Source organism: Sorangium sp. So ce406, assembly GCF_051474675.1.
GTDB classification, from domain to species: Bacteria; Myxococcota_A; Polyangia; order Polyangiales; family Polyangiaceae; genus Sorangium; species Sorangium cellulosum_G.
In genome coordinates this window covers 10,616,275-10,637,707 of the sequence record NZ_CP150340.1, presented here as the reverse complement: position 1 = coordinate 10,637,707, position 21,433 = coordinate 10,616,275, and the positions used below count along the sequence as shown (strand labels likewise).

General features: G+C 71.3%; 22 protein-coding genes. 10 read left to right on the top strand and 12 right to left on the bottom strand.

Going from position 1 to position 21,433, the window contains the following annotated elements; translation table 11 throughout:
* Nucleotides 1-4: 4 nt before the first annotated feature.
* Nucleotides 5-1,000, bottom strand: a complete 996-nt coding sequence (locus WME96_RS39965) for a MopE-related protein (protein WP_437286807.1) — start codon at nt 998-1,000, stop codon at nt 5-7.
* Nucleotides 1,001-1,208: 208 nt separating this feature from the next.
* Nucleotides 1,209-1,862: a TetR/AcrR family transcriptional regulator gene (locus tag WME96_RS39960; protein WP_437286806.1), complete on the bottom strand. Its 654-nt coding sequence runs from the start codon at nt 1,860-1,862 to the stop codon at nt 1,209-1,211.
* A 58-nt stretch (nt 1,863-1,920) separates the two neighbouring features.
* Between WME96_RS39960 and WME96_RS39955 the strand changes: the two genes are divergently transcribed.
* The 4 genes from WME96_RS39955 (at nt 1,921) to WME96_RS39940 (ending at nt 5,221) form a co-directional block, all read left to right on the top strand.
* Complete coding sequence (locus tag WME96_RS39955; RefSeq protein WP_437286805.1) at nt 1,921-2,385, top strand: methyltransferase family protein; 465 nt, start codon at nt 1,921-1,923, stop codon at nt 2,383-2,385.
* Between the two features lie 137 nt (nt 2,386-2,522).
* Entirely contained in the window at nt 2,523-3,218 is a 696-nt protein-coding gene (locus WME96_RS39950) for a hypothetical protein (RefSeq protein WP_437286804.1), read from the top strand.
* Between the two features lie 144 nt (nt 3,219-3,362).
* Nucleotides 3,363-4,046, top strand: a complete 684-nt coding sequence (locus WME96_RS39945; protein WP_437286803.1) for a hypothetical protein — start codon at nt 3,363-3,365, stop codon at nt 4,044-4,046.
* A gap of 113 nt (nt 4,047-4,159) precedes the next feature.
* Complete coding sequence (locus WME96_RS39940) at nt 4,160-5,221, top strand: DsbA family protein (RefSeq protein ID WP_437286802.1); 1,062 nt, start codon at nt 4,160-4,162, stop codon at nt 5,219-5,221.
* 224 nt (nt 5,222-5,445) lie between these two features.
* Here the strand turns inward: WME96_RS39940 and WME96_RS39935 are convergent, their stop codons facing one another.
* On the bottom strand, nt 5,446-6,372 hold the full coding sequence (locus tag WME96_RS39935; RefSeq protein WP_437286801.1) for a trypsin-like serine peptidase: 927 nt from the start codon (nt 6,370-6,372) through the stop codon (nt 5,446-5,448).
* 483 nt (nt 6,373-6,855) lie between these two features.
* A complete protein-coding gene (locus WME96_RS39930) occupies nt 6,856-7,791 on the bottom strand; it encodes a LysR family transcriptional regulator (protein ID WP_437286800.1) in 936 nt (311 codons plus the stop codon).
* Nucleotides 7,792-7,900: 109 nt separating this feature from the next.
* On the opposite strand from WME96_RS39930, the gene WME96_RS39925 reads away from it, so the two are divergent.
* On the top strand, nt 7,901-8,632 hold the full coding sequence (locus WME96_RS39925; protein WP_437286799.1) for an SDR family NAD(P)-dependent oxidoreductase: 732 nt from the start codon (nt 7,901-7,903) through the stop codon (nt 8,630-8,632).
* The gene (locus WME96_RS39920) at nt 8,622-8,939 is read left to right on the top strand and encodes a DUF1330 domain-containing protein (RefSeq protein ID WP_437286798.1); all 318 of its coding nucleotides are present in this window, start codon (nt 8,622-8,624) and stop codon (nt 8,937-8,939) included. The genes WME96_RS39925 and WME96_RS39920 overlap by 11 nt, the downstream gene beginning before the upstream one ends.
* A gap of 86 nt (nt 8,940-9,025) precedes the next feature.
* On the opposite strand, the gene WME96_RS39915 is transcribed toward WME96_RS39920, so the two are convergent.
* The 4 genes from WME96_RS39915 to WME96_RS39900 all read right to left on the bottom strand — a co-directional run bounded on the left by WME96_RS39915 (nt 9,026) and on the right by WME96_RS39900 (nt 12,277).
* Nucleotides 9,026-9,604: an HdeD family acid-resistance protein gene (locus WME96_RS39915; RefSeq protein ID WP_437286797.1), complete on the bottom strand. Its 579-nt coding sequence runs from the start codon at nt 9,602-9,604 to the stop codon at nt 9,026-9,028.
* Between the two features lie 70 nt (nt 9,605-9,674).
* Nucleotides 9,675-10,418 carry an Hsp20/alpha crystallin family protein gene (locus WME96_RS39910; protein WP_437286796.1) on the bottom strand — a complete coding sequence of 248 codons (744 nt, stop codon included), beginning with the start codon at nt 10,416-10,418 and terminating at the stop codon, nt 9,675-9,677.
* 126 nt (nt 10,419-10,544) lie between these two features.
* On the bottom strand, nt 10,545-11,639 hold the full coding sequence (locus WME96_RS39905; RefSeq protein WP_437286795.1) for a type VI secretion system protein: 1,095 nt from the start codon (nt 11,637-11,639) through the stop codon (nt 10,545-10,547).
* The gene (locus tag WME96_RS39900; RefSeq protein WP_437286794.1) at nt 11,636-12,277 is read right to left on the bottom strand and encodes a DotU family type IV/VI secretion system protein; all 642 of its coding nucleotides are present in this window, start codon (nt 12,275-12,277) and stop codon (nt 11,636-11,638) included. The genes WME96_RS39905 and WME96_RS39900 overlap by 4 nt, the downstream gene beginning before the upstream one ends.
* A gap of 202 nt (nt 12,278-12,479) precedes the next feature.
* Here WME96_RS39900 and eno point away from each other — a divergent pair, with 202 nt between their 5' ends.
* Nucleotides 12,480-13,778 carry a phosphopyruvate hydratase gene (gene eno, locus WME96_RS39895; RefSeq protein WP_433930319.1) on the top strand — a complete coding sequence of 433 codons (1,299 nt, stop codon included), beginning with the start codon at nt 12,480-12,482 and terminating at the stop codon, nt 13,776-13,778.
* Nucleotides 13,779-13,960: 182 nt separating this feature from the next.
* Here eno and WME96_RS39890 read toward each other — a convergent pair whose 3' ends face one another.
* Nucleotides 13,961-14,335: an RNA recognition motif domain-containing protein gene (locus tag WME96_RS39890; protein WP_437286793.1), complete on the bottom strand. Its 375-nt coding sequence runs from the start codon at nt 14,333-14,335 to the stop codon at nt 13,961-13,963.
* 525 nt (nt 14,336-14,860) lie between these two features.
* Between WME96_RS39890 and WME96_RS39885 the strand changes: the two genes are divergently transcribed.
* Nucleotides 14,861-16,825: a hypothetical protein gene (locus tag WME96_RS39885; protein ID WP_437286792.1), complete on the top strand. Its 1,965-nt coding sequence runs from the start codon at nt 14,861-14,863 to the stop codon at nt 16,823-16,825.
* Between the two features lies 1 nt (nt 16,826).
* On the opposite strand, the gene WME96_RS39880 is transcribed toward WME96_RS39885, so the two are convergent.
* Nucleotides 16,827-17,942, bottom strand: coding sequence for a S8 family serine peptidase (locus tag WME96_RS39880; protein ID WP_437286791.1), 1,116 nt, complete (start codon nt 17,940-17,942; stop codon nt 16,827-16,829).
* Between the two features lie 284 nt (nt 17,943-18,226).
* Entirely contained in the window at nt 18,227-19,360 is a 1,134-nt protein-coding gene (locus tag WME96_RS39875; RefSeq protein ID WP_437286790.1) for a PAS domain-containing protein, read from the bottom strand.
* Nucleotides 19,361-19,542: 182 nt separating this feature from the next.
* On the opposite strand from WME96_RS39875, the gene WME96_RS39870 reads away from it, so the two are divergent.
* Both WME96_RS39870 and WME96_RS39865 read left to right on the top strand, forming a co-directional pair.
* Nucleotides 19,543-19,875: a hypothetical protein gene (locus tag WME96_RS39870; RefSeq protein WP_437286789.1), complete on the top strand. Its 333-nt coding sequence runs from the start codon at nt 19,543-19,545 to the stop codon at nt 19,873-19,875.
* A 110-nt stretch (nt 19,876-19,985) separates the two neighbouring features.
* On the top strand, nt 19,986-20,180 hold the full coding sequence (locus tag WME96_RS39865) for a hypothetical protein (RefSeq protein ID WP_437286788.1): 195 nt from the start codon (nt 19,986-19,988) through the stop codon (nt 20,178-20,180).
* Nucleotides 20,181-20,248: 68 nt separating this feature from the next.
* Here the strand turns inward: WME96_RS39865 and WME96_RS39860 are convergent, their stop codons facing one another.
* The gene (locus tag WME96_RS39860; protein WP_437286787.1) at nt 20,249-21,157 is read right to left on the bottom strand and encodes a fibro-slime domain-containing protein; all 909 of its coding nucleotides are present in this window, start codon (nt 21,155-21,157) and stop codon (nt 20,249-20,251) included.
* Between the last annotated feature and the right edge of the window lie 276 nt (nt 21,158-21,433).

Below are 21,433 nucleotides of genomic sequence, written 5' to 3'. Positions count from 1 at the left end.
CGGGCTAGTCGATCGGGTCGGGTGACGGTAGCTGCTCGAAGCTCTCGCCCTCCGGCGTCAGGGTGCGCAGGTAGGCGATCAGCCGGTCGATCTCGGCGCGCGAGAGCAGGTGGTAGGAGCCGGGCATGTTCGAGTAGGCGTGGCCCTCGGCGGTGACGCCGTCGAGCCCAAACGCGATGATGGCCTGCAGGTACGGATCCGGGCGACGGTCCCAGAAGTCGGCGATGAAGGCGCTCACGTCCTCGCCGGGCGGCACCTGCACCATGAACGATCCCTCCGAGACGGCGTGGCAGTGGTTGCAGGTCCCCGCCTCGAACGCGGCGAGCCCGTCTCGATCCTGGTCCTCGGCGGTCTCCACGCAGCTCCAGCCCGCGCAGTCGTTCACGGCGCGGCAGGCGTGCTCGTAGATCTCGTTCCAGGTCTGATAGACCATGCCGCGGCAGCTGTTCGTGCCGGCGCAGGCCGCGTGGACCTGGACCACCCCGGGGCGCGCGGTGCCCATCAGCATGGCGGATTCGGCGCACTGCGCGGAGAACTCGTCGAGCGAGATCTGACCGTCGCCGTCCGTGTCCATGAGCGCGATCGCGTCGACCTGATCGGGATCCGCGCCGCCGTCCCACACCAGCCTCTTGGCCGGCGCGTCGGACCCGTCGCAGTCGGAGTCGATGGTATCGAGGCTCCGCTCCTCGGCGCCAGGGTGGATGGTGTTGTTGAAGTCGTCGCAGTCGCCTGCGCGCGAGGTGAAGCCGTCCCTGTCGTGGTCGCTGTCCTCGTCGTCCACGGGCTGGCCGCCCGCGCCGCCGGAGCCGCCGTCCCCCGTGGGCGGCTCGGCCCCGGAGCCGCCGTCCCCCGTGGGCGGCTCGGCCCCGGAGCCGCCGTCTCCGGCGGGCGGGTCGGCGCAGGCGGGCGCGCCGTCGTTGTCGTCGCCACAGGCCGCCGCGAAAGCGGCGAAGCCGGCCAGCGCCATCGCAAACAGGGTCGGTCCAGGTGATCTCGTCATGATAAGCGTCCTCCCGAGGGGCCGCGCCGCGCGCGCCCGCCTGCTGCCAGCGCGGGGCTTCGTTGCACGCCTGCCGCGCGCGCGACATGTGGCAAGTTGTCGCAGGCGCGTCATTGCAAGTGCAATGGCGCGGCCGCTCCGCAGCCGCCTGGTGTCCGGCGCGGGAGGCGCCGCGCGCGCAGACCCCGCGCGCGGACCTGCGTTGCGCCTACGGCGGATCCGGCGGATTCCCTGCCGGCGTCTGCGGCGCGGCGACGGTGAGGTAGCCGATGAGCGCGTCCGAGATCGCCCGCCGGAGGCCGCCCTCCTCGACGCCCGGCGGCGGATCGAGGGTCGCTGCGTGGACGAGCTCCTCGAACATGCGCAGGACCACGTAGGTGGCGAGATCGAGATCCGGCTGGGCGATCTCCGCGCCGTGGCGCGACAGGAGCTGCCGCGTGCTGTCGAAGACCGCCTGGCTCGCGGCGCTCAGCGCGCGCCGTTGCTCCAGCGTCGGGAGATCGGCGTGGAGGAGCCGCTGTAGCCGCGGCTCCGTCCGATGGACCTCGAGGCCCCTGGCGACGAGCATCTCCGTCGCGTCGCGCAGCGACGAGCCCTCGGCGGCCGCGTCGACCTGCTCGAGGAGCCGGAGCATCTGGCGCACGTGGCGCTCGTGCAGCGCGGTGACGAGGGCGTCCTTGTTCGGGAAGTACTGGTAAACCGACCCGACGCTCACGCCCGCGATCATGGCGATGCGGTTCGTGTTCGCCCCGTCGTAGCCATGCTCGTCGAAAACGCGAGCTGCGGCCTCGACGATGGTCTCGACGAGGAAGCGCGAGCGCGCCTGGCGAGGCTCTTTGCGCGGCGTCTGCGGGCGCTTCATCGAGTGTCTTCCCAACGCGAGTCTCCGATGTCCTCCGGATGGCCCAGACTGGCGGCTCATGATCACCTCCAACGCATCCCCGCGCAACCTGCTCCCGCCCGTTCTTCTCCTGATCGTCACGGCGCTCATGGGGCTCGCGCACGCCCTCGTGCCGCGCCCGTCGGTGCTCCCGGCGGCGTATCGCTCGATCGGCCTCTTGCCCCTCGCGATCGGGATCGCCGCGGCGATCGCGGCCCGCGTGCAGTTCGCGCGGGCCGCGACGGAGATCAACACCTTCGCCGAGCCCACGCGGCTCGTGACCGGGGGGCTGTTCCGGCTATCCCGGAACCCGATGTACCTCGGCATGGGCCTCGCCGCCGCGGGCGTGGCGATGCTGAGCGGCTCCGCGGCCGCGCTCCTGCTCGCGGCCGTCTTCGTCGTGATCGTCGACCGATGGTACATCGCGTTCGAGGAGCGGCGGCTCCGCGCCCGGTTCGGCGCTGCCTACGAGACCTACGCTCGGTCGACGCGGCGGTGGATCTGACGGCCCACAGCGCCGGAGTCGCCCGGACGCCCTCGCCGCGCGCGTGGAAGCGGGCCCCGGATCGCGCGCAGGGCAGGAGCAAAACCGGCCTGAAAGGAGTAGAAGCGAAGTAGAAGCGAGGAACGGAGGAGCGCCGGGTGACAGACATGCTTCGCGAGGTGGTGGGGACGTGCTGCGCGGCGGCCGTGGCGTTCACGGCGGGGCAGGCGAGCGCCATGCAGCCCCCGTCCGCTCCGGCGCCCCAGGTCTTGCCGGCGTCGCCTGCGCCGGCGGCCGTGGCGCCGCCCGGGTATCCCCCGCCGCCTCCCGGGTGGACGTGGAGTCCGATCCCCGGGCCGCCGGGGAGCGTGGCCGGCGGCGCTCAGCCCGCTCCGACGACCGTCTGGTACGGCTGGCAGCACCTCGTCGTGCTCCTCGGCAGCGTCGCCGTCGTGCCCATCGCCGTCGCCACCGAGTCCGAGGGGCTCACCTGGGTGAGCTTCAGCGGCGCCGCGATCGGCGGGCCGGTCACGCACTGGGCCAATGGCAACCTCGGCAAGGGCTTCATCAGCCTCGGCCTCAACGCCGGCTGCACGTTCGGTGGCGGCATGATCGGGATGCTCCTCGGCAGCACCGCCGACGAACCGTTCGCGGCGCTCGGCGGTCTGGTCGTCGGCGGCGGCCTTGGCCTGATCACGGCGAACATCATCGACATTGCCGTCCTCGAGGTCGAGGAGCGCGGGACGGTGGAGAGCTACGATTACCTCCGCGTCCGCTCGCCGCGCCTGCGGCTCGCGCCCCAGGTCGGCCTCGCGCCCGGCGGCGCCACCTTCGGCCTCGTCGGCAGCCTCTGAACGCGCTCCGGCGTCGCTGCTGGAGGCGACCAGCGCCGCCAATCGCGCTTGCCTCGGGGGGCACGAATGCGACCCCTCATCCCGGTGCAGCGCCGGGGATTCGCAGGTAGAGAGCGGAGACGTGGAGAGAGGAGCGCCGGGGGGATGAGCAAGGTGCGCGATGGACTGAAGATCTGCTGCGCAGCGGCAGTGACGTTGGCCGCTGTCCAGGCGGGGGCGACGGAGCCGCCGCCCGGTTCCGCGCCGCAGGTCTCGCCGGAGCCGCCTGGCCCGCTTGCTCCCGCGGCGCCGACTGCGGCGCCGCCGCCCCATGGATGGCGCGCCGGTGCATGGCAGACGGCGAGCGGCGGCGTGGGCGCGAAGCCCCAGGTGCAGCGCGTCTGGTACGGCTGGCAGCACCTCCTCGTGCTCGGCGGGAGTCTCGTGCTCGTGCCTGTCGCCCTCAGCGCGGAGGCCCCGGAGCTCCTGCTGCTGAGCTATAGCGGGTTCCTGCTCGGCGGCCCGATCATCCACTCGGCGCACGAACACGTCGGCAAGAGCCTCGCCAGCCTCGGTCTCAACGTCGGCTGCACGCTCGTGGGCGGCTTCATCGGCGCGGCGAATGCCGGCAGAGCCGACGAAGGTGACTGGGTGAATCCCAAGGCTGTTGCCTTCATCCTGGGCGGCAGCCTTGGCCTGCTCACGGCCAACATCGTCGATATCGCCGCCCTCCCGTACGAGGAGAAGGTGCGAAAACCGGACAGCCACGCGGCCAACCGCCTGCGCCTCGCGCCCCAGATCGGCTTCGCGCCCCAGGGCGCCACCTTCGGATTCGGCGGCACTTTCTGAGTCGAACGGCGGGAGCGCGCTCCCGCGACCCGTCGCCGGAGTCGGGGGCGGCCGCCGGCCCGGACCGGCGCTTCGTCCCTCGCCGCGCGGCGGCAACGGTGTAGCATCCGCGCGTGTTCATTCCGAAATCAGGTGCACGACGGCTCGCGCTCGCCGCGCTCGCCGCGCTCGCCGCGCTCGCCGCGTGCGGCGGCGCCGACCGGCAGGAGCCTCAGTTCGCGGACTCCCCCGCGGTCCCGCTGCCCGGCCCGCCCGGCGCCGCGCCGCTCGACGCCCCCGGCGGCGAGCCGGAGGAGCTGCCGGGCGTCAACACGGCCGAGCTCGTTCGCCGCGAGCGCCATACCTGGTGGCAGCTCGTCTCGCAGCTCTACGCGCCCTGCCCCGAACACGCCGTGTCGCTCGCGCAGTGTGTCCGCGAGGCGCGCCCCTGCGCGGCCTGCGTGCCCGCCGCGCAGCTCCTCGCCGACAAGATCCGCGGCGGCGCGAGCGGCGCAGAGGCGCAGTCGGCGTACGGCGTTCGGTTCGGTCCGAACGTGAAGAAGATCGATCTCGCCGACTCGCCCTCTCGCGGGCCGGAGGGCGCGCCGGTCCAGATCGTCGTTTGGTCGGACTTCGAGTGTCCGTCCTGCGGTCGCGCGGTCCCGATCCTCGACGAGATCGTCGAGCGCCACGCGCCGAACGTCCGGCTGGTCCACAAGGTGTATCCGCTGCGATCGCACGCGCACGCCGAGCCCGCGGCGCGCGCGGCCATCGCGGCGCACGCCCAGGGCCGCTACTGGCAGATGGAGCGCCTCCTGTTCGAGAACCAGCAGCGCCTCGAGGAGAAGGACCTGCTCGGCTATGCGCAGCGGATCGGCCTCGACATGGCCCGGTTCCGCGCCGACATGGCGGGCGAGGCCGCCGCGAAGGTGATCGCGCGCGACAAGGCCGAGGCCGACCGCGCCGGGCTCTCGGGGACGCCGTTCATCGTGGTCAATGGCCGGGAGTTCGATCTGGCGCTGTTCAGCCTGCAAGGGGAGCTCGATCGGTGGATCAAGACCGAGCTCGCGATCCTCGGGTCGAGCGGGGGGGCGGCGCCCGCCGAAGGAACCGAGGGCGGCGCGGAGCACGTTCGGTCCGCCTCGCCGCGCGCAGGAGCAAAGGGTCCAGACGGACCAAGCAGCAGCGGGAAATGATGGGGGCCCCAGGAGCATCCAGGGAGGCGCTGCGCTCACGTACGTGGAGCGCGGCGCAGGCGGCGCTGATCGCCGCGGGCCTGCGCCGCGATGCGCGCTCTCCGGGGCTGGTCCGGGCTCGTACGCCACCGGCGGTGTTGGCGCCCAGGCCGAGAGCGCGCAGGCCGACCTGGCCTGGAAGACGTCAGTCGGACATCCGAGCAGCAGCCTGGATCAGTCGCCGCTCACTGGCAGACCCAGAAATCAGGGGATGAACTCGAGGGATGCACGCATGACGGAAGTCCTCGGTCGGCGCGGTAATCATTGATCTGGCTAGCCCGGAACGGGGTCAGCCGCATGCCCCGAAACTTGTCGCCCTCCGCGGCGCACGCGTCGCCTGAGTCGTCCCTGTTGGAGTGTATGCCGAACGTCCATTTGGTGGGGATGCCTCCGCTTTTGAGGAAATACGGGCTGCCCGAGTCGCCCGAGCAAACTCGATCGTATCCCGCGTCCGTGACGAAGTGCCTCTCACCTACCCAGTTCAGCGAGTCGTCCATGTAGCGCATGACTCCATTGCCTGTGCCATCCGGGTGATTGTAGCCTCGCCCGTAGAGTCGATAGGGCTCCGCAGGAGACAGGCTCCCTGTGTAGAACCCGTCGGCAGCGTCGGAGGCAGTCACGTTGCGGAACGAGTCGCCCATCTGGTTGGTGAAGACGACGGCCAGGTCATACTTCGCGTCCCATCCCTGCTGGTAGCGGTGCACGAAGACGCCGCGGTCCATATCGCACTTGTCATTCGCGGGGGCGCCCGTCATGCAGCTCCAGGTACCCCCGGCGTGCGCGTAGGATATCTTGGTGAAAACGGTCCCCGACAACGCCGATCCGAGATCGTCGTCAAAGCAGTGAGCCGCGGTCAGGATCATGTGTACACCTATCAGCGTTCCGGTGCAGCCACCGATCTGCACGGTGCCGACTCCGCCGCCTGGCGTGCCGGCGCGGACCTCTTGCGCGTCAGTCCCGAGCGGTTCGTCGGAAAAGTCATCGCCTGGGTCTGCGGCGCTACACCCCACGGCTGCCAGAGCGAGCAGCGCGCTGGTCGCGCCCATGCGAATCCATGCGAGCCCAGGTCCTCCCATTTCGAGACAGCGCTTCGAATATTTGTTGTTGCTCATCTGCTATGTTGTTCCAGTATAAGTGTTGATTTTCCGCGCCACGCTCGTGGCACGCAGGGCGACACACATTTCGTTGCCGAAGCCCGTGAGGGAGAAGGAAAACCATTCTCCGGGGACTCATGTTGCAAACGTCAGGCCAGGCGCTTCGCACGCGCAGCACGCATTTTTATCGTGCAGGAGGCCTGCCACCCAGAAGATACGCTGGCACGCTGGCACGCTGGCACGCTGGCACGCTGGCGGTATCGTCCGGAGCCGCTCGTCACCACGCAGGCGCTGTCGACGAAGCTCATGACCCCGCAGGCTGTGGAGTCAAGGCGGACTCTTCGATGTACAGATGAGTTGTTGAGCTGGCGTCGCTTCTCCAGGGGGCCGGACGACGGCGTGGCCGATCGCAAGACGGCAGCGCGGCACATCGAGGCCGCGGAGGAATGCTGGAGCGCAACGCGCGCGCGTCGTGCCGACGAGGCGGCGCGCGCACCGGCCTCAACCCCTCTTCTGCCGGCGCCGGGCCTTCCCGGCCGACGCCGGCGTCCCGGCGTCGCGGCCGCCGCTCCGTAGCGCTTCCCAGAGCGCCTGCGCGACCACGCCGTGCGGTCGATCACGGCGACGCATCACGAACAGCTCCATGACGTCGGCCTTGAACTCGGGCACCTGCAACTTCACCAGCTCGCCCGCCGCGAGCGCGCCGGCGGCCACGTGCTCGGGCAGGCCGCCCCAGCCCATGCCCGCGAGGATGACTTCCCGCTTCGCCGCGACGTCGGTCACGCTCCAGCGCAGGCCGCCCTCCAGCACGTTCAGCGACGGCGAGGCGCTCCCCGTCGCGCTGTCGCGCAGGACGATCTGCGCGTGCGCCCGCAGCAGCGCCGGCGGGATCGGCGTGCCGCAGGTGGCCACCGGGTGATCGAAGCGCGCCACCGGGAGCACGCGCACGTCGCAGAAGGGCGCCATCTCCACCTCGGACGCGTCGATCCCGAGCCTCGTGGCGACGGCGAGATCGGCGCGGCCTTCGCGCAGCGCGTCGGCGGCGCCCGCCAGCCGCTCGGTGCCGAGCTCGATGCGCACCAGCGGATAACGCGCCTGCACCCCGCGGAAGACGGCCATGATCGGCCCGAGCGGCGTCACCGCCTCGACGGCGAGCCGCACGATCGGCTCCACCTTGCCCGAGAGCCGCATGCCGAAGCTCCGCAGCGCCTCGGTGCTCTCGATGACCGCCGCCGCGCGCTCCTGGAACAGGCGGCCGGCGTCGGTGAGCGTCGCGCGGTACTCCCGGCGATCGAACAGCGTGACCCCCAGCTCGCCCTCCAGGTTGCGCACCAGCTTGCTCACCGCCGGCTGGGACTTGTGCAGCCGCGCGGACGCGGCGCTGAACGAGCCCTCGCCCGCGACGGCGAGGAAGGCGACGAGCTGATCGTAGGTCATGGCGGCACGCGCAGGGTCCAGAACCGGAGGTTATGGAGTCCATAGAAACATACCACTTTCTTGTTCCGGGGAGTGGCCCCAAGGTGTCGACCAGAAGGAGCGACACTCCATGTCCAACCGAATCGATCGTGTCATCATCACCGGCGCCAGCAGCGGTATCGGCCTCGATCTCGCGAGGCGCTTCCTGGCCGAGGGCTCGAGCCTCGTCCTGAACGGGCGCGATCCGGAGAAGCTCGACCGGGCGCGGCGGAGCCTCGAAGGCGGCACGCGCGTCGTCGCCGTGCCGGGTCACGTGGGCGATCGGGCCACCGCGCGGGCGGTCGTCGCCGCCGCGCGGGAGCGCTTCGGCGGCGTCGATGTGCTGATCAACAACGCCGGGATCTTCGGCGTGAAGCCGTTTCTCGAGAGCACGGAGGAGGACCTGGACCGGTTCTTCACCACCAACGTGAAAGGGACGTTCCTGATGACGCAGGCCGCGGTGCCGCTCATGATCGAGGGCGGCGGGGGCTCGATCATCAACGTCGGCACGGTGCTCGTGCAGCAAGCGATGACCGCGATGCCAGCCTCGGCCGCCATGGCCAGCAAGGGCGGCGTCCATGCGCTCACCGTCTCGCTCGCGGCCGAGCTGGCCCGCCACGACATCCGCGTGAACACGCTGGCGCCCGGCATCATCCGCACGCCGCTCATCGGCGAGAACGCCGACTCCATGGCGTCGATTCACCCTCTCGGGCGGATCGGCGAGGTGCGGGACACGACGGAAGCAGCGCTGTACCTGGCCAGGGCCGGCTTCGTGACCGGCACGACGCTCGACGTGGACGGAGGCTACTCCCATGGACGCTGAGGGCCGGAAGCACGTGCTCCTGATGGGGCTCCAGGTGACGGACGAGGCGGCTTACGCCAGCTATCGCGCCCGCATGACGCCGATCCTCTCGACCTACGGCGGCGCCTTCGGCCACGATTTCGTGGTGGCGCGCGTGCTGAAGGGGGATGAGCGCATCAACCGCGTCTTCACGATCGTGTTCCCCGACCGCGCGACGCGGGAGCGGTTCTTCGCCGATCCGGAGTACCGCGCCGCGCGCGCCGAGCTGTTCGAGCCTGCGGTCGCGGCGGCGATCGTCCTCGGAGAGCTCGAAGAAGCGGTGGCGTGAGCCGCCCCGCCCGCCACGGTGCCTGAGAGCGCGTGGCGCTCTCAGGGCACCGTCGGGCTCCCGTCAGGGGGCGTCTGGCGACCTCCTCACACCCCGTGGATCGGCCCCGCGCCGGGCCCCACCGCGGCGGTGCTGAACGATCGCAGCCGGATCCCCAGCGCGATCAGGAAGATGCCGAACACCAGCGAATACGCCCCGATCCACAGGACCAGCGCGAGCGCCCCCGCGCCCGGCGCGACGATCATGAGCACGCCGAAGGCGACCGAGAGCACCCCCGCGAGCCCGAGGAGCCACTCGCCCTCGATCTGCTTGCGGAGCCGGATCGCCGCGCCGATCTCGAGCACGCCGGTCACGATCGCCCACGCGCCGATCCAGAGGGCGAGCAGGACGGCGGTGATGCCCGGCCAGAACAGCGTGACGAGCGCGACACCGATGCTCACCAGGCCCTCGAGGAGCAGGACCCACCAGCGGCGCCGCTCGTCGCCGCCGCGGACGGCGCCGACGATGTTCGTCACGCCCTCGGCCAGGGCATACACGCCGAAGAGCAGGATCAGCACCTTGAGGCTGATCCGCGGCACGGCCAGCGTGAGCGCGCCGAAGCCCATCGCGAGGACGCCCCGAACGACAGGCGCCCACCAGTTTCGAACAACGCAGTCGGTGATCATCGGTTCCTCCGCTGGGATCATGCCGCCGGGGGGCGGCGCGGCGCCGCCCCCCGGCCGTGGATGAAGCCAATCAGCTAGGCTGCTTCGCCTTGTCGGACGCCGCCTGGCCGCCGCCCGCGCCCTGCCCGCTCGCCATCTGCGCCGCGGACCCGCCGCTCTTGATCTCGATCGAGCGGCCGCGCTGCTGCTGCGGCAGCTTCAGGCAGACCTCGAGGACGCCGTTCTCGAACGTGGCGCTCACGTCGTCGACCTGCACGCCCTCGGGCAGCGGGATGGACCGCACGAACGAGCCGTAGCTGCGCTCGGTGTAGCTCACCCCCTCGCGCTGCTCCTGCTGCTCCTGCCGGCGCTCGCCCTCGATGATCAGCGCGTCGCCCTGGACCTGCACCCGGATATCGTCCTTCGTCACGCCAGGGAGATCGGCCTTCACGACGAGCTGGCCGCCGCGCTCGCCCACCTCGATGTGCGGCGCCCAGAGGCCGCCGCCGAGCGACGAGAGGCCCCGCCCGCCCCCCTGCTCGGCCGTCGGGCGAGCCTGCCTGTACGGCGAGAGCACCCCTCCGAAGCCGAGATCATCGAACATGCGATCCATGTCCTCCATCATCCGGCGCATCATCGTGAACGGGCTCATGAGACCGCCCGCCCCGCCGTAGCGCCCGATCTGCGCACCTCCTTGCTGACGCTGCATTCCGGTGGACGGCCCGCCGGCGGCCTGAGAGGAGGGCTGACCCATCGCCTGGCTGCTGGGCTTGCCCTGCTGCGACTTGCCAACGGACACATCTTGCCCCGTCTGCTGACGCTGCTGTTCCGCCATGGGAACCTCCTTTCAACCGCAATTTCGTGCAAATGCGGTGCCGCGCCGTGAGCGTGAATCCAGCACAGCCCGGACAGCGTCGCTGAGCGCCCCCGTCAGGTCGCCAGGATCAAGCCCTCTGCGGCGTCACCCCACGAAGCGCAGGATGAGCTCGGTGATCCCCGCCCCGACGAGCAGCAGCAACCCGACGGCGAAGCCGATCAGCGTGAACCGGTCGTCCCGCCACCGCGGCCGGAGCGGCACGATGTCGCGCTCCGGCAGCACGACCGTCCGCATCGTCTGGTGGATCGGCAGCCCGCCCGGCCGCTGCGCGACCGCCACGTTCGGCGGCTGCGCCAGCCCCATGTTGATGAACCGCGTCACCCCCGCGCGCAGCCGGTCGCCCATGCCCGGCAGCGCGCTGCCGATCGCCACCGCGCGGAGCCACGGCGCGCGCTCGAACGCGTTCTCCATCGCGATCACCCCGAAGAGCTGCCGCAGCCGCGCCATCAGCCCCCGCACCTCCGCGAGGTGCTGGAACGCCCGCGTCCTCGCCTCGGGCGGATCCTCCGAGCTCACCCGCGCCAGGCAATACGACTCCAGCCGCGCGTTCAGCCCCTCGAGCTCCTGGAGGATGCGCGGCGCCGTCTTGTCCGGGCTCGTCTCGAGCGGGAGCGCGAAGCCCCAGGGCTCCTCGCGCCCGCGCTCGGCGGTCCACTGGAACACCTCGGCGAACCCCCAGAGCGTGTCGTAGCGCGACAGCACCACGTACGCCGGCACGTCCGCGCGCAGCGCGCGGCCCACCTCGACGAGGTACGCGCGGATGCGGTTCGCGTAGGCGTCGAGCCCCTGCTCGTCGAGCTCGATGAACTCGGCGATGCTCAGCACGAGGAGGATGCCGTCGATCGGCTCGCGCTTGCGCGAGCGGCGCAGCTCCTCGCAGAGCTGCGCGAGCTCGGCCGGCTCCCGCCGCGGGCCGAGCACCGTCGCCTCGGGCTCGATGAAGAGCGCCTCCTTCGCCAGCCAGTACGAGCAACGCGCCCCGGGCACGCCGATCGCGAGCGGGCCGCCGCCCGCGGGCCAGGTGAGGTTCATCGAGCGGATCACCGTGGAGCGGCCCGAGCCGGGCTCGCCGAGCACGAGGTAGCAGGGGACCGCGTAGATCCCCTCCGCGCTGCCAGGGTTCGCCTGCTGGACCAGCGCGTGGACGCTCGCCAGCTCGTAGACGAAGGAGCCGCTCATCCGACCCTTTGGGCGAGCGTCCACGCCATCGCGCCCGCGCCCGCGAGCGCGACGAGCGCCGCCAGCGTCCGCCCGACCAGCGCGGACTTCCACAGCGGCAGCTTGGGGAGGTGCTGGACCGCGACGCCGTCGACGCGCACCGGCCGGAGCACCCCGCCGTTCCAGTCCCGATCCGGATCGACGCCGAGCTTCAGCGAGAGGTCGCGGCGGATCCGCAGCAGGTCGTCGATGTTCTGCCCCGGCAGCCCGTAGCGGCCGCGGAAGCCGAGCCCGAGCACGCAGGCGTAGGTCGCCATCACCGGCAGCGGGCCCTTCCGCACGCGCTCCAGCCGCTCGAAGAGCTCGACGCCCGCGTTGTTCGTCGTCCACCGCGCGGCCTGGAGCGGGCGCTGGGCCCAGACCGGCCGGAGATCGGGCAGCGACATCGCGAGCTCGTCCGCGAACGCGGCGATCGCGAACATGCCGTCGTCGACCGAGGCGTTCGGCATCTCCCGCCCGAGCCTGGACCCCTTGAGCTCCTCGAGCAGCAGGTTCGCCTGCCGCAGCACGTGATCGGCCGGCGGCCGCCGGGGGGATTGGCGGAGCATGCAGAGCCAGAGGAGCATCTCCTCACCGAAGACGCCGATGGAGGTTTCCACGCGGCCGCGAGCTTACGCCAGGCGCGCACCGACCGTCGACCCGGGCGCGCGCCCCGCCGGCGGTCGGCCCGGGACCGCCGAGCTCCGCCGGTGCACCGGAGCGTCGACATCCGGAAGGGGCCGTGCCTATGCTCCGCCCGCTTCTCGAGCCCCCCTCGAGAACTTCCGGGGACGCGCGAACGCGGCCCCTTGAGGAGAGGTCATGTCGGAGATCCAGAGCGTCATCGCGCGCGAAGTCATCGATTCGCGCGGCAACCCCACCGTCGAAGCCGAGGTCACCACGCTGAGCGGCACCGGCCGCGCGGCCGTGCCGAGCGGCGCGTCGACCGGCGAGCACGAGGCCGTCGAACTCAGGGACGGCGACAAGAAGCGCTTCCTCGGCAAGGGCGTGCTCACCGCGGTGAAGAACATCGAGACCGTCCTCGGTCCGGCCATCCTCGGGATGGATGCGCTCGATCAGGCCGAGCTCGATCAGGTCCTCATCAAGGCGGACGGCTCCGCCAACAAGTCGAAGCTCGGCGCGAACGCGATCCTCGCCGTCTCGATGGCGGCCGCGCGCGCCGCCGCGGACACGGTCGACCTGCCGCTCTGGCGCTACCTCGGCGGCGCCGCAGCGCGCGTCCTGCCGACGCCCCTCATGAACATCCTGAACGGCGGCGTGCACGCCGACAACGGCCTGGAGATCCAGGAGTTCATGGTCGTCCCCTACGGCGCCGAGTCGTTCGCCGAGGCGCTGCGCACGGGCGCCGAGATCTTCCACACCCTGAAGGGCCTGCTCAAGAAGGACGGCATGGTCACGGCCGTCGGCGACGAGGGCGGCTTCGCCCCGCGCCTGCCGTCGAACCGGGCGGCGCTCGAGTACGTCGTGCGCGCCATCGAGGCCGCCGGCCACCGCCCCGGCGAGGACGTCGGCGTCGCGCTCGACTCGGCGCTCAGCGAGTTCTACGACGCGAAGACCGAGCGGTACACCTTCGACAAGCAGCAGAAGACCCGCGAGGAGATCGTCGCGATCTACGAGGAGCTCAGCAAGGCGTTCCCGATCGTGTCGATCGAGGACGGCGTCGCCGAGAACGACGAGAAGGGCTGGCGGCTGCTCACCGAGCGGCTCGGCAAGAAGGTCCAGCTCGTCGGCGACGACCTCTTCGTGACGAACCCCGCCCGCCTCTCGAAGGGCATCGAGGACGGCCTCGCGAACGCCATCCTCATCAAGCTGAACCAGATCGGCACCGTGACCGAGACGCTCGAGTGCATCCGCCAGGCGGGCGAGGGCGGCTACCGGTCGATCATCTCGCACCGCTCGGGCGAGACCGAGGACACGTTCATCGCCGACCTCGCGGTCGCGACGAACGCGGGCCAGATCAAGACGGGCTCCGCGTCCCGCTCGGATCGCGTCGCGAAGTACAACCAGCTGCTCCGGATCGCGTACGCGCTCGGCGACGGCCAGATCTTCGCCGGCCGCAAGCCGTTCCGCCGCCCCGGCTCGCAGCGCGCCAGCCAGTGAGAGCGCCCGGCGCTGGCCGCACAGGCGCGGCCAGCGCTGGTCGATGCTGTCGATGAGGTCGACGTTGTCGATGTCGTCGATGTGAACGACGCAGCGGGGCCCCCGCGGCGCGGAGCGCGCCGGGGGGCAGCCTCGCTGCCAGCTATCCGCTGCCGCTGGCGACAGCTAGGCGCTGCCGCTGGCTACCAGCGGTCGCGCCCGCCGCCACCTCCGCGGCCGCCGCGCCCGCCGCCGCCGCCGCCACGGCCACCACCGCCGCCGCCGCCGCCACGGAAGCCGCCGCCGCCGCCGCCCCCGCCGGGGCCGCCGGTGCGCTCGCGCGCCTCATTGACCGTCAGGGTGCGGCCGTCGAGGTCCTTGCCGTGCAGCGCGTTGATGGCCGCCTGCGCCTGGGCATCGCTCACCTCGACGAAGCCGAAGCCGCGAGACTGCCCGGTCATCCGATCCGTCATCAACTGAATCGAGAGAACCTCGACACCCGCCGCCTCGAACGCGTTGCGAAGGCTGTCTTCCGTCGAATGGAACGCGAGGTTCCCCACATAAAGCCGCTTGCTCATGTCTGCCGCCGATCCCGTTGCACGATCCCCGCTTCCCTCGCAGGCGGCCCGGATCGTGCCGCGGGCCGCCATGCGAAAACGCTCCCCGACGACCGGCCGTCACCCCACGTTCGGAAGAGGCAACCACGTTGCAGCAGGCGGCCGGATCAGAGGTCGAGGACGAACGAGCCTTGAGGCGCTCCGGAAGCTACCGGCCGGCGACGGTGTACGCAAGGTATTCCCCCTGGATGGCCGCGTCTGCCTGGTGATCGCCGCGTTCGTCGCCCCCCTGTGCCTGTGATCGCCGCCCTCGTCGCCGCCCGGCGCGCCGCCCGCGACGCGGATCGCGGCCCCTCGCCCGCGCCGGAACGGGTGTTTTTATGCACCATGGACGAACGGATCTCCGGGATCTCTCCGGCGCTGCCGAGCTCGACGCGCGCGAGATCTCGTGAAGACGTCGTCGCGCCGGGCGGGGGCGAGGCCGTATGTCCCCGATCGTCGCTTCTGGTAGCCTGCCTGTCCGGTGCTCGAACTGGAGGTCAGACCATGAGATCACGCGTGTTCTCCGCGAGGGCAGGCTCGCGCAAGGCGGATCGCGGGGCGCTCCTCCTCGCCCTCGCGATGGCGATCGCGGCGGCCGGGGCGGCGTGCTCCTCGTCGTCGGACGGCAGCCCGGGCGCGCCTTCGGGCGGGGCGCAGGGCGGGGGCGGCTCCTCCAGCGGCGCCGGCGGCGCGGTGGAGGGGCTCGTCTCGCTGCGCGTCGACCCGGGCACCACCTCGGTCGCGTTCGCGTACGGCAAGGCTGCCGCCGTGCAGCTCAGCGCGATCGGCCGCTTCGAGGACGGCTCCGAGCGCGACGTCACCGACCGGGTGACCTGGAGCGCCGACGACCTCTTCGCCCACGTGGACGCCGGGCAGCTCACGACCGCGTCGCCCGGCCTGGTCCGGGTGACCGCCGCGGGCGGCTCGATCACGGCGACCGCCGACGTCACCGTGAAGCTCGCCGGCGAGATCGCGCTGCCCGGCGCGCCCCCCGGCGCGAGCGAGGCGCTCGGCGGCGCGCCCGAGGCGGCGAGCGCCCCCGCGATCGCGTACCCGCTCGACGGCGCGCTCTTCCCCTCCAACATCGGCTCGGTCGAGCTCCAGGTGCGTCGCGCCGGCGCCGGGCAGAGCGTCGGCCGCATCGAGATCTCCGGCGATTTCATCGACTTGCGGCTCGTCGGCGCCTGCGACCCCATCCCGGACGCCGACGGGTGCGCGATGGCGCTGCCCGCGGAGCTCGTCCCGATGCTCGTGAGCGCGAGCGAGGGCGACACGATGGAGACGCGCGTCCGCCTCGCCGCCGAGGACGGCAGCGCGCTCGGCGAGAGCGCGGCGATCGACGTCCGGTGGGCGAGCGCGTCGCTCTCCGGCGGCCTGTATTACTGGCGCACGGACGGGACGACGCTCCAGTCGGCGGCCATCTACCGCTACGACCTCGACGACGCGGCGAGCCCGCCCGAGCTGTTCTGGGAGAACGAGCAGTCGCCGCCGCTGGCCAACGGGCAGGAGATGCCGTGCATGGGGTGCCACGCGCTCGCGCAGGCGGGCGACAAGATGGCGCTGACGTTCGGCGGCAGCGGCCCGTCGTCGTTCGCGCTGGTGGACGTCGCGACCGCGGACATCATCGCGCTCCGCAACACCGAGCCCGGCGGGTTCGCGACCATGACCACCTTCTCACCGGACGGCGATCTGATGGTGAACGCCTTCCGCGGCGTGCTCACGCTGCGCCGCGCCGACGAGACGCTCGAGCCGCTCGGCGACCTGTTCGGCGAGGAGCCGGAGCGGCTGACGCAGCCGTTCTGGTCGCCGGACGGCAAGCACCTCGCCTTCGTCGCGTGGCAGCCGGGCGAGAACGGCGCGGGCCCGGAGCTCTACGGCGACACGGTGCGCGGCGCGCAGATCCTGATCGCGGGCTTCGACGGGGCGGCCGGCTTCGAGGCGCCGAGGGCCCTCGTGCCGCGCGAGCAGGACAGGAGCCATTACTATCCCACCATCTCCGACGACGGCGCCTGGGTGGTGTTCAACACGTCGCGCTGCGACGGGCCGCCCGGCAACGGGGCTGCCGGCAACGACCCGTGCGACTCCTACGACGACAACTCCGCGCGCCTGCGGATCGTCCCGCTCGAGGGGGGCGAGCCCGTGGACCTCGCGCGGGCGAACGGCGACGACACCTGGGCGAACTCGTGGCCGCGCTTCGGGCCGAGCCACGACACGTACCGCGGCAAGAACATCTACTGGGTCGCGTTCTCGTCGCGGCGCCCCTATGGTCTGCGCCTGCCCGGGTCGACGGACGGGACCTCGAAGCCGCAGCTCTGGTTCGCCGCCGTGACGCTCGCGCCGGGCGGGTCGATCGACGGCGATCCGAGCTTCGCGCCGGTGTGGATGCCCCAGCAGAACGACGACATGGCCAATCCCACAGGCAACCACATCCCGCAATGGGCCGAGAAGGCGCTGCCCGTGCCGCAGTGACTCAGGCCGCCCGCGCCGCGGCCACGGCGGCGCGGGGCTGCACGACGCCCCAGCCCTGCCGCTCGAGCGCGATGCCTGGCAGCCCGCGCGCCGTCTTCATCAGGATGCGCCGGCACTGCTGCGGCGTGAGGCGCGGGTTCGCCTCCAGCATCTGCGCCACGACGCTGCTCACGATCGGCGCGGCGAAGCTCGTCCCGTCCACGTGCTTGTAGTGGCCGGAGATCACCTTCTGGTCGCGCAGCTTGGCCGCCGCGAGCTGGCGCACGAGGTACGGCTCGCGCCCGGCGACGGCGTCGAGGTCCGGATCGACGCACGCGTGCTCGACGAGCAGCCCTGGAAGCTCCTCGTCCCGCGCGCGGTCGAGCAGCGACAGGAGCTGCGCCTGCGCCGCCGTCGGCGTCCCGGGCAGGATGGGCGCCGCCAGCCAGATCGCCGGCGCGATGATCTCCGGCTTCTGCAGCCCGTCGACGGTGAGCCCGTACGACGAGTGGTAATTCCACGTCTGCTCCCCGGCCCCGCCGTCGTCGAGCCCTCCGACCGCGATCACGCTCGGCGCGCTCGCCGGCGGAAGGACGTTGTGGGCCGCGTCGTGCCCGGCGTTGCCCGCCGCCGCCACGACAACGATGCCGTGCCGGCTCGCGTCGTCGGCCGCGCGCGACAGGCTGCCGGTCAGGTACGACTCCTCGTAGTCGCCCCCGCACGAGATGTTGAGCACGCGGATCCCGTACTGCTCGCGGTGCGCGATCACCCACTCGATGCCCCTGCGGATGTCGTCGTGGACGATGCGGTGCGCCGAGCCGACCTTGACCAGCACGACGTTCGCCTCCCAGGCGAGCCCGCGGAAGCGCCCCTCCGAGAGCGCGCCGTTCCCCGCGGCGACGACCGAGGTCATCATCCCGTGCCACGACGACACATCCGGGCTGTCGAGCGCCGACAGGCCTGCTTCGGGGGCGAAGAGGTCGTGGTAGGCGAGGATGCGGCTCTGCGGCGTGACGAGATCCGGGTGGGCGTAGAAGCCGGAGTCGAGGAAGGCAATGGTCACATCCCGGCCTGCATGGCCGGGCTCCGCATGGAGGCGATCCGCGATGGGCAGGATGCGCCGGGGGTCGAGCGACATCGGCGCATGCTAGCGCAGCGGCCCGCGCTCCGCGCTGGCAGCGTCTCCGACAAGGCTGCTCGGCCGCTCGGATCTGGACTTTCCCGCGCGTCACGGGGCGGACCGAATGAACCCGCCGATCAGCTTGAAACGCCCAGGAAGAAAGAGATTTGAACCACAGAGGGCACAGAGGGCACAGAGGGCACAGAGGAAGAAGAGAAAGTAAATTATCTTTCTTTTCTCTTCCTCTGTGCCCTCTGTGCCTCTGTGGTTCGTTCTTCTCGGGGTTTCAACCCGTCGTCGTTCTAGCTCCAGCCCCGCGCCGACGCGCGGATCCCCTCGCGGAGACTCCGCAGCAGCGCGACCCCGGACAGGTCGGCTCCGGCCTGGGCGAACGCCTGCGCGAGCTCCGGGCGCACGCCGGTGACGATCGCCCTCGCGCCGAGCAGGCGGATCGAGCGGACGAGCTGCGCGATGTGCTCCGCGACCGCCGCGTCCGCCGTCGCGACCCCGGTCAGGTCGAGGATCACGCAGCGGGATCGCCGCTCCACGATGACGCCGAGGAGCCGCGCCCCGATCTCCGTGCTGCGCGCGCCGTCGAGCGCGCCGATCACCGGGACCGCGAGCGTGCCCCTGGCGACCTCCAGGATGGGCGCCGAGAGCGCCAGGATCTCCTCTTTCTGGTGCTCCACGAGCTCGAGCGCCCCCGCGAGCTCCGCGACGAGCTTCGCCCGCGCCTCGGCCGTCTCCTCCGCCGCCCGCAGCTCGGTCTGATCGGTGTGCTGGACCAGCAGGGCGGTGTCGCCGGTCGCCGGATCCGGCACCGGACGCGCCTCCACCACGTGCCACCGCTCGCCCTGCAGCGTCATCACCCGCGCCTCGCGCGAGATCACCTGACCCTCGGACACCGCCGCCACGAGCTCCGGCGCGAGCGCCCTGTCGACGAAGCGCTCGTCGAACGGCGCATCCTCGCCGAAGGCGCGCAGCGCCGCGGGGTTGTGGAGCAGCACGCCGCCCTGCGCGTCGAGCAGCGTCACCATCACCGAGGAATGGCGCAGCGCCTCGACGCTCCGGGAGCGCGCCGCCTCCGGCGCCCCCTCGTCGAACACCGCCTGGATCAAGATGCCCTGGCGCCCGTCGTCGAGATCGATACCCGAGAAGAACGCCCTGAGCGGCACGGGCTTCCCGCCGGGGTAGACGGTCCATGTGTCTTCTGCCGTGTCGCCCTGTCGAAACCGGGCCACGTAGCCCGCGAGGCGCGCCTTTGCCGCCTGCGACATGTCCGAGAGATCGCGCGCCAGGAGCTCGTCCAGGCTCCCGGCCTTCCAGAGCCTCACCGCGGCGGCGTTGGCCCAGCGAAAGCGCAGGTGCTCCGGGTCGAGGACCAGCGTGACGAGCTTGGAGGAAGCGAGCGCGGCGAGGCGTTCATCGAGCGTCATCGAGACTCCCAGGCGCGACGGAGCCGCTGTCGGCCACGGCATAAGCGCGCCCCCACGCGAATGCAACCCAGCGCACGATCCGGCGGGGCGCGCGCCGCGGCGCCGCGGCGCTCCAAGACGCGCGCGCCGGGCCGCGCTCTGCCTCTCTGGACGGGCCAACGCCGCTCCGGCAGGCTCCGCGCATGAGGTCATTCATCGCGACGATGGTCTACGAGCTTCACCCGGATACGCCCCCGGACGCGAGGAAGCTCCTCCGGGCGCACCTCGTCGGCAGGCGCTGGCAAGACAGGCACGAGGGCGCGGCGATGCCGTCCACCGCGGTGTGGATCCGCCGCTCCGCGGAGGACCACGAGACGACCGACGACCTGCACGCCGCGTGCGCGCGCGACCTCGGCGACGCGGCCGCCGCCGTGGCCCGGGCGGGCCGCCCGATCCAGGTGATGCGCGCGTGGATCCAGGTGAGCGGCGCAGGCACGTACGGGCTCGCCGCGCCCGCGCGCCCGGCGGACGGCTGAGCGCGCGGCGCGGAAAGCCGGGCCTCACCGCGACGCTTCGGATAGGCTCGGGGGGCTCGAAGGAGGCGATGATGGCTCGACGACAGGGGTTTGGTACGGCACTGCTCTCGATGGTCGCCCTCGCAGCCGGCTGCGGGGGGCTCTCGACGGAGGAGGCGCAGCAGCGCTGCGATCAGCTGCGCGACGCGGTGCCCTTCTGCTCCACCGAGGGGAGCTACGCCGCGTGCGTGAGCTGTCACGAGGAGTGCGGCGACGACTGCGCGGCATCCACGGCCTGCCCACAGACCTTTTCCTGCGCGGAGTGAGAGGGCGACGGGGCGATCCGGGCGCGCCCGCGCGCGCTCTCAGCCTCGCCCGCGCCCGTCGATCGGCGTCACTTGACCTCGACGCCGCAGTTGATGAACTCGATCGAGGTGTCGATCCGGAAGTGGGAGTCGGTCACGTGGCGCTCGGCGAAGAAGAAGTCGAGCTGGTACGTCTTCCCGATCTCCAGCCCGAGCTCGTCGAGGTTGACGATCTCGGTCTGCTCGGCGTGGATGCCCCCGAGGTCGACGACCTTCTTCCCGTTGATGTACGTGAAGACATCGTCGTCGCCGGCGAACGTGAACTGCTCGCCGCCCTTGTACTCGAAGCCCATGTGCATCTCGAAGGTGAAGTGGTAGTTGTGCTCCCGCCCCTCGTTGCCGAAGAGCTCATTGTCGATGGGGAAGAAGAGCTGGTCGTTGTACGTCCACACGCCGTCTCTGTCGGGGTCCTCGAACTGGAGCGTGATGTTCTTCGGCATGTTCACGCCTTCCATGTCGCGGAACCACATGTCGAAGTTCGCCTTGCCGGTCGTGGTCATGGTGCCATCGGGCCCGCCGGCGTAGACGGGCTTCAGGTCCTCTCCGAGGGTGTCGGTGACGATCTGGTGGTCGTCGCAGTTCGAGCACTTGCCGACGTCCTGCGGCTCCATGTCGGGGTGCTCCTCCTTGAAATCGCGCACCCGACCGGTGAACTTGCCATCGCAGGACTCCCCGTTTTGCTGCCCGTTCTCTCCAGGGTTCCCGCCGCCGGTGCCGCCCGTGGTGGTGGGATTGACCGAGCCGAAGCTCCCGTCGTAACCCCCGGTCCCGCCGGGCCCAGGCCCCCCGGGCCCCCCGGGCCCGCCAGGCCCACCGGCGCTCTCAGACGACGAGTCCCCGCCGCTGCTGTTCGGAACCGCCTCTGCGCTGCACCCGCTCAGCACGCCCACAAGCGCAAGCACCGCCACGCAACCCGCCGCCGTCTTCATCGCTCTCATCACCGACCTCGCTCTAAGATGTCGTCCCAAGCCCCGGCGACAAAGTAGCATAAGGTCGCTATCCCGGCGTATTGACGTAATGCGTCATCAGCGGAATTGCGCGCCTCCAGCAAGCCATTGAGTGTGCTGAGGCTGGTATTTTCTACCATCGATGCTCCCGGGGCATCGTGGCCGGAAGCCGGTGGACCCAGGTTGCTGGAATTGTTTGATCTCATACGTTTCTGCTCGTTCCGGTGAGCGGTCGGCGTTGAACCCGGGCGACACGGCCTCGGAGCC